Origin of the sequence: Bradyrhizobium sp. JYMT SZCCT0428 (assembly GCF_018131075.1) — a bacterium.
GTDB lineage: Bacteria > Pseudomonadota > Alphaproteobacteria > Rhizobiales > Xanthobacteraceae > Bradyrhizobium.
In genome coordinates, this window is sequence record NZ_JAFCLS010000075.1 from 23,150 (window position 1) to 29,390 (window position 6,241).

7 protein-coding genes and 2 pseudogenes are annotated in these 6,241 nt (G+C 55.1%); 6 read left to right on the top strand and 3 right to left on the bottom strand.

Going from position 1 to position 6,241, the window contains the following annotated elements; genetic code table 11:
- The first annotated feature begins 15 nt into the window (after positions 1–15).
- The 5 genes from JQ575_RS40355 (at position 16) to JQ575_RS40375 (ending at position 3,907) form a co-directional block, all read left to right on the top strand.
- Positions 16–639, top strand: a complete 624-nt coding sequence (locus JQ575_RS40355) for a hypothetical protein (protein WP_212038724.1) — start codon at positions 16–18, stop codon at positions 637–639.
- A 67-nt stretch (positions 640–706) separates the two neighbouring features.
- Positions 707–943, top strand: coding sequence for a hypothetical protein (locus tag JQ575_RS40360; protein WP_212038725.1), 237 nt, complete (start codon positions 707–709; stop codon positions 941–943).
- A gap of 173 nt (positions 944–1,116) precedes the next feature.
- Positions 1,117–1,584 carry a hypothetical protein gene (locus JQ575_RS40365; protein WP_212038726.1) on the top strand — a complete coding sequence of 156 codons (468 nt, stop codon included), beginning with the start codon at positions 1,117–1,119 and terminating at the stop codon, positions 1,582–1,584.
- Positions 1,585–1,934: 350 nt separating this feature from the next.
- Entirely contained in the window at positions 1,935–2,288 is a 354-nt protein-coding gene (locus JQ575_RS40370; RefSeq protein ID WP_212038727.1) for a DUF6074 family protein, read from the top strand.
- Positions 2,285–3,907, top strand: coding sequence for a hypothetical protein (locus tag JQ575_RS40375; RefSeq protein WP_212038728.1), 1,623 nt, complete (start codon positions 2,285–2,287; stop codon positions 3,905–3,907). Before JQ575_RS40370 ends, JQ575_RS40375 begins: the two co-directional genes overlap by 4 nt.
- Positions 3,908–4,816: 909 nt before the next feature.
- Here JQ575_RS40375 and JQ575_RS40380 read toward each other — a convergent pair.
- Complete coding sequence (locus JQ575_RS40380; RefSeq protein WP_212038729.1) at positions 4,817–5,014, bottom strand: DUF2158 domain-containing protein; 198 nt, start codon at positions 5,012–5,014, stop codon at positions 4,817–4,819.
- Positions 5,015–5,280: 266 nt separating this feature from the next.
- A pseudogene (locus JQ575_RS40385) lies at positions 5,281–5,439 on the bottom strand (MBL fold metallo-hydrolase); the annotation flags it as partial.
- 346 nt (positions 5,440–5,785) lie between these two features.
- Between JQ575_RS40385 and JQ575_RS45295 the strand changes: the two are divergent.
- A pseudogene (locus tag JQ575_RS45295) lies at positions 5,786–6,011 on the top strand (hypothetical protein).
- 48 nt (positions 6,012–6,059) lie between these two features.
- Here the strand turns inward: JQ575_RS45295 and JQ575_RS40390 are convergent.
- On the bottom strand, positions 6,060–6,241 hold a 182-nt coding region (locus tag JQ575_RS40390; RefSeq protein ID WP_249167224.1), incomplete at its 5' end, for a LysR substrate-binding domain-containing protein.

Genomic DNA, 6,241 nt, shown 5'->3' on the forward strand with positions numbered 1-6,241 from the left:
CACTGAGGTGCGACCGTGACTGTATTCGATCCGGCTGCAGTCAAATCTACCAGCTCTTCCAGGACGTCCTCCTACGGCGGACCACTAACAGAACAGCAATGGCACCACGTAAATCGATATGTCAAGCTACCAGCTGCTGCTCGCGTGGCGACAGACAAAGCTATTCATATGGCCCGGGAACGTTCCAGATTGTGGAAACACAAGCCTTCTGTAGTCGAAAGAAACCTTAGGAGCGTCTCCCAATCAGCATCAAAGCTGATGAAGCTACTTGAGAACTTGGATTACCAGCACCGAATCGAATTGCTTGAAGGTTCAGGATCCTTCCGTATCGACGAAGCAATCGCCTTTGCTAAGCGCATCTCAGAAGGGGGCGAAAATGCAGCGACGCAAGTATCAAAAGCCGGAAAAAAATTCCGGATCGATGCGCTGATCGCAGACTTAGATCAAATTCTTCAGACATTTGCAGGAACACGCGCGTGCCAGGAAAAAAAGGTTATGTCATTCATAACAACCGTTAGTGGCATTGCCGATAAAGAATTTAGTGCGGGCACGGTTGTGTCGGCTGTCAAGAGACTTATGCCTCGTGGTAAATTTCGTAGGAAAACAATATCGAAATCTGCCACGGATTCGCGTCGTTAATACTCCATGGTTCACGTATGTCCGTTTGGTGCCTGTCGGTTAGGCGCGAGCCAAAACGGAGACGGTCGTGATCGATGAAATGACTTACGAAGAATACGTTAGAGCGCATAGTCTGCCGCCTTTAGTTTCGGTCAAGAAGGCATGCGAAATCGCGAGCGTCGGTCACACCAAGTTTTACGAATTGGTTAAGCAAGGTGTTTTCACGCTAATCCCGAATGGTAGCCGGCGCAACATTCCAGCGACACAGCTTTATCAACACCACTGTACGCTGATAGCTAAAGCCAAAGCGTCGCGCGTAGCTTAGTCAACTCTATCCGGGCAAGCATTTTTGGCGCGTCAAAAGCTGCGTCACGGCAGAGCCGTGGTTAGTTCATCGGGATTGGCCAGAAAACAGAAGCCTCTTAGGCAACCCACTCTCCCGGTTGGAAAATACCTTATTGTTCGAGCGCTCAGTCACGGTCAACATTGGAGACTCAAATGTCAACGGATTACCGACCAATTCCGGCCATTCGGTTCGCCAAACTATTCGACGGTCGCCTGGACAAATATGGAGTCAAAGAGAAGGAGGCGCGCGCGCCCGACGACACAAGGAGGGTGAGATACCTGACGGGAAGCGACGGTGTGCTTGAAGCATATGAACGTGGCGATGGCACCAGCAGCTTCAGTCGCGGTTCCTTTAGGCCGGTGCCTTGGACAGTCATTGACGCCCTTACTGAAGAGTTCGAGGTAAAATTAGTCAGCGAACATGACCATAGGTATTCGGGCTTCCAGAGCAAGAAAGAGTGGGACGATTGGCAGGATCAGCTTGTCAAAGAAAGAGAAGATAGGTTTTACGAAAATATTCTTCGTTTTCTTCGTGGCGAACCTCACGACAACAGCCCGGGAACGATAGGTATGATGCAAGCGGAAATCGCCAAGCCCTCGTCGCAAGCAACAAAAGTTTGATCGCTCCAAATAATCGGCGTCTTCTCCTTGAGGCTGTGAAAACGATCTATGATCGCGATCACACCGTAAATGTTACTCTGACAGACCAGGACTTGGCCTGCATAGAAATGATGGCCGCACGCATCAACGAGTTGCCCCAGGCATAGCGAATTTGATTGTCTTGACGGCTTCCAAGTACGCGGCACCAATGATTGCCACGATCGGAGCGCCGAATGCGGGCGTACGAATGCATGGATAGGCGGAGTAGCACCTCGAGTAGCACTGACGACTCGAGGCCACGTAATTCGGAGACCAACGATTGGGTTGAAACCGAAAAGAACTCCTTCGGTACGCGAGCTCGGAGCGGCATAATGGAAGACTCTTCCAAAATTGTGCAATTGATCGGGGACGTTCGAATGGTTGAGGGCACTGCGTCAGCGGCGCGACTGCGCCGGGATCAACCTCAGCCCGGCGCAATTGATAGCGCTGTCGTTTTATTTCCACTTAGGTATCGGAGCGCTTTCGTTCGAGCAGTCGCAGAGCAGATTAAGTTGCTTCCTACCCGGAAGGAGCGCAGCGATTACATGATCTCTTTGCTGGAGAATGAATTTAATCGAGAATTGGACATTGGTCTCGATGAGGAGATCGCCGAAGCCGATTTGGTCTCTTTTGCGGATGCGGTCTGGTCGATTGTCCACCGAAAACACCGAGGGGGTGCAGCATGAAGCCCCTTCCAACTGCCATCCGTGCCGGTGTCGAGAGCCGGGTTGGCGATGCCGATATCATCGATAGACATGACGCCGATCGCTCCACCATTAAGATTGGACCGAAGCACTCCCTTGTTGCTACAGAAGGTGAACAGGCACTGTTAAATGCGGGAGTGGAAATATACCAGCACGGTGGTTGCTTGGTTCGGCCGATTGTGGAAACGGCAACCGCATCGCGGGATCGCACTACGAAAACCGCGCGACTCATAAAGCTCGATGTCACGCATCTGCGTGATCTGCTCGATAAAAATGCCGATTGGCAAGCTTTTAACTATCGCGAAAAGAAATGGGTCTCAAAAACTCCGACGAAAGATATTGCCGAGACCATTTTAGCACGCAACGGCCAATGGCGTTTCCCGGTATGTGCCGGCATCATCACCGCACCGACGATGCGAGCCGACGGCTCACTGCTGACGAGGGCCGGTTATGATCCCACGACCGGATTATTGTTAATTGCACCTCCCGTCGTTCCGCGGGTGCCGAATGAGCCTACGCGTGCCGATGCCTTGCAGGCTCTAACGGTGTTGGAAGAATTGTTAGTGGAGTTTCCGTTCGCCGACGCAGTATCAAAGTCTGTCGCCCTTTCCGCATTGTTGACACCAATAGCGCGGGGAGCTTTCCCGGTCGCGCCCATGCACGTATTCGACGCGCCGACAGCGGGGTCGGGAAAGAGTTATTTAGCTGATGTGGCGGCATCTGTTGCCATCGGACAGTTGATGCCGGTCATGGCGGCCGGTCGCAATGAAGAAGAAACCGAGAAGCGCCTGGGCACGGCTTTGATGACAGGCCAGCCGTTAATCTCGATCGACAACGTCACAGGCGGCCTGGGCGGTGATGCGCTCTGCCAAGCTATCGAGCGTCCGATCGTAGAAATTCGCATCCTCGGCAAATCGAAGCAGATGCGCATTGAGGCGCGGGGAACCACCTTTTTTGCCAGCGGCAACAACATAATCATCGTTGGGGACGTTTGCCGCCGCGCGATCACCTGCACTCTTAACCCGGGAATTGAACGGCCTGAGCTTCGGGAGTTCAAGAGCGACCCCGTCGGGAAGGTGATGTCGAATCGCGGCGACTACATAGCGGCTGCTCTGACGGTTTGCCGCGCTTACTTCGTTGCAGGGCGCCCCCAAAAAGCAAAACGCCTCGCGTCGTTTGAAGGATGGAGCGATACCGTGCGTTCAGCATTGCTTTGGCTCGGCAAAGCCGACCCTGTCGCATCAATGGAAAAAGCGCGCGATCTCAATCCAGAACGCAGCGAGTTATTCGCGATGCTAGAGGCATGGGCCGACGTTATTGGCGTCGGTTCGGATCATCGCCGTACCCTCGGCGAGGTCATCAAAACCGCCAGTAAATCCATTGCCGGTTCGACGGAACCGGAGCATCCCGAGCTTTACGCCGCTGTTCAGACCGTCGCCGGGAAAAAGCAAAAGGCTGACGCAGCTTCGCTCGGTCGCTATCTACAGCGTTACAAAGATAGCGTTGTCAATTTCAAGCGGTTCCGCGTGAATTCGAAGGACAAGGGCGGTTCACAATGGTGGGTGGAGAAAATCGACCATGGGGGGTCTGAAGGGGGCTGATGGGGTCTGTTTCACAAGTTTGTCTCTTAGTTGGCAGATATGGATTAGTGCCAATCGAGGAGGTAAGGCAAAACTGGACCCCTCAGTCCCCTCCAGACCCCTGAGACACTGCGCGCTTTTTAGCGCGCCGGCTGTACGGCGGCGCGAGATTTTTCATGAAAGAGACGCAAATACCGACGCTGATCCGTCGCTAACTCACCGGTTCGTCATCCGGCTTGTTTGTAGCGGTGTTGGTATTGCTGCGGACATTCGTTCGAAAACTGAAACAACTCTCGATAGTTGAAGGGCTTGTTCGGCGCCGACTACCGGCGCCGCGGTAGCGCTCAAAACGCTTAAACCATTCCTGCAATCGCCACCCCGGAAGCCAGCTAAGTAGTTATGACCAAACTGTTTTCTTACGAACGCCGGCGCCCTCTACCAACAGAAAGACCAACAACTTCTGTGATAAGCCCATGCGCTAGGGAGAAGTTTCGCGAACGCCCTATAGGCCCGGCATCGAGCCATCTTTCTCTTCAACGAAAAAAAATGGGGATCAAGGGGTGGAAATTGAACGCAAAGGTAACACTTGGCGACTCAACCTGCCTCGCGCGCGAGTCACCGACAAAATGCAAGATTTTCTAGGAGGCGGCGCGGTGAAAAGCGCGCTACCCGGCAACGCATGGAATGGATACCCGGCCGGGCCTTCGAGAAGGGCCATAAGGGGCTGCTGGCATCGATCGATGGAGGGCCTGCCCTGAACCAACAGTGATCTCGTAATCGACCTACGACCGATCCGGCGCGATTTAAACGGTAGATTCCACGGCAAACGATCCGCCTCGACTGCCTCGCGCGCGAGTCACGGACAAAATCCGGCAGAATGCCCAGTAACCGGCCCAACCCTTCCAAGCTGGCATGATCGAGTAAAGCGGACTATTCGCAATTCGCTTCGCTGGTGGATGACATAGTTGGAAGCCCTGCTTTTTCTAGAACTTGCGGCTCGAAACTATCTTCGTATTTTGTTGTTTTCGAAAACCATACGCACCAAACGAGGCCCCCGTGAACCTCGGAAACCGTCATCATCGGTGAGCCGGATTTGAGCTTCACGCGATCGCCCTTATCAAAATTCATTTTGCTCTCCCGGAGTAGCGGCCCTATCGTCGACATTCATCAAAGCCTTACCACCGCCGCGAGGGAGGATATGTGTCATTCTGTGCTCCTGTCGTTTGTGTGATCATGAACAATAACGACGAGCGCGTGACGAGATCTCGTGCACCGGGTCTGGGTTCGGGGGCGGCGGTCGGCAGTTTGCTCACAAGATCTTCCCTGGAGATTAGGGCGGGCGCTCACTAACGCTATGAGTGCGCGGCCTAGTTCGGCCCTAACCCAACAAGCGGTCAGTAGTCCCAGAAGACCGGCACCCAGCGAAAGGCGTCGCCTTCGACTGCCACATGGCCGACGGACGGGAACGGGAGGTGAGTTGCCACCAGCAGCCCGCGGGTCTCAGCCAGTTCTCGCAGAAGACTGATACGAACGCGAGCCGACTCCTCGGGGTCGTCGTTTAGGAGATGAAGCCGTGCCCCCAGGTCAGAAAAATGAGGCTGCGAGTTAGCGCCAATCCGGGGCCCGTCGGCACTGTTAGGTCAAGCGTCAAGAAGCCGCACCGGCAACAAGCAAGTCATGGGCAGCTTTGCGCCAAAAGCCGCCAGTTGAGTTTTGGAGGCCGCCGCCAACCAGCGACCGCCCCTCCATCGAGAAGCGGCGGGCGGCGCTGGACGCTCTGTCCGGGCGAGCGGAACGAGTGGAAAGGCGCGCCCCCCGCAATTTCGAATCCCTGTCATGTGTTAGCTGCCGGAACGAGGGCCGGGGTGGAAGGATTCGTCCCGTGTAGGAGGGATCTCGATGCTGATGACAAAGGAACGGTGGCCCGCGATCCGGACGCTGCGCGGCTGGGCGACCTTGGTGCTAGGAAGCTCACGCGACCCGCGAATGCGAGGAACACGGCTGGATGCGGGACCGCGCGGATCCGCCGCCCGGCGTCCCTCCGGATCAGGCAGTTGCGGAAATTTCGGCCTCGCGTTGGGGATCGCAGTCGTCCATCGAACGGAAACGTAGTCGCAGATCGTAAACGATCAGCTGAAGAGGGCTGCGTAGGATTCCGGTGAACGATTGAAGGTTAGAGGACCGACTGCAGCCAAGTCGCGAAGGCCTGGATGGTCGTCTCGCGCGGATGATCCGTCGTTCGAACCACATAGAACCGATATCCCGGCAAGCACAAATCGAAAGGTCTCACGAGCGTCCGCGCCGCGAGTTCGCGCGCCACGAGGACGTCGCTGAAGATGCCGATGCCCTGACCGG

Bases quoted from the DNA above. Each gene is read 5' to 3' on its own strand.
- JQ575_RS40380 (WP_212038729.1), bottom strand. From the start codon at position 5,014: ATGAATTTTGATAAGGGCGATCGCGTGAAGCTCAAATCCGGCTCACCG.
- JQ575_RS40365 (WP_212038726.1), top strand. From the start codon at position 1,117: ATGTCAACGGATTACCGACCAATTCCGGCCATTCGGTTCGCCAAACTA.
- JQ575_RS40375 (WP_212038728.1), top strand. From the start codon at position 2,285: ATGAAGCCCCTTCCAACTGCCATCCGTGCCGGTGTCGAGAGCCGGGTT.
- JQ575_RS40370 (WP_212038727.1), top strand. From the start codon at position 1,935: ATGGAAGACTCTTCCAAAATTGTGCAATTGATCGGGGACGTTCGAATG.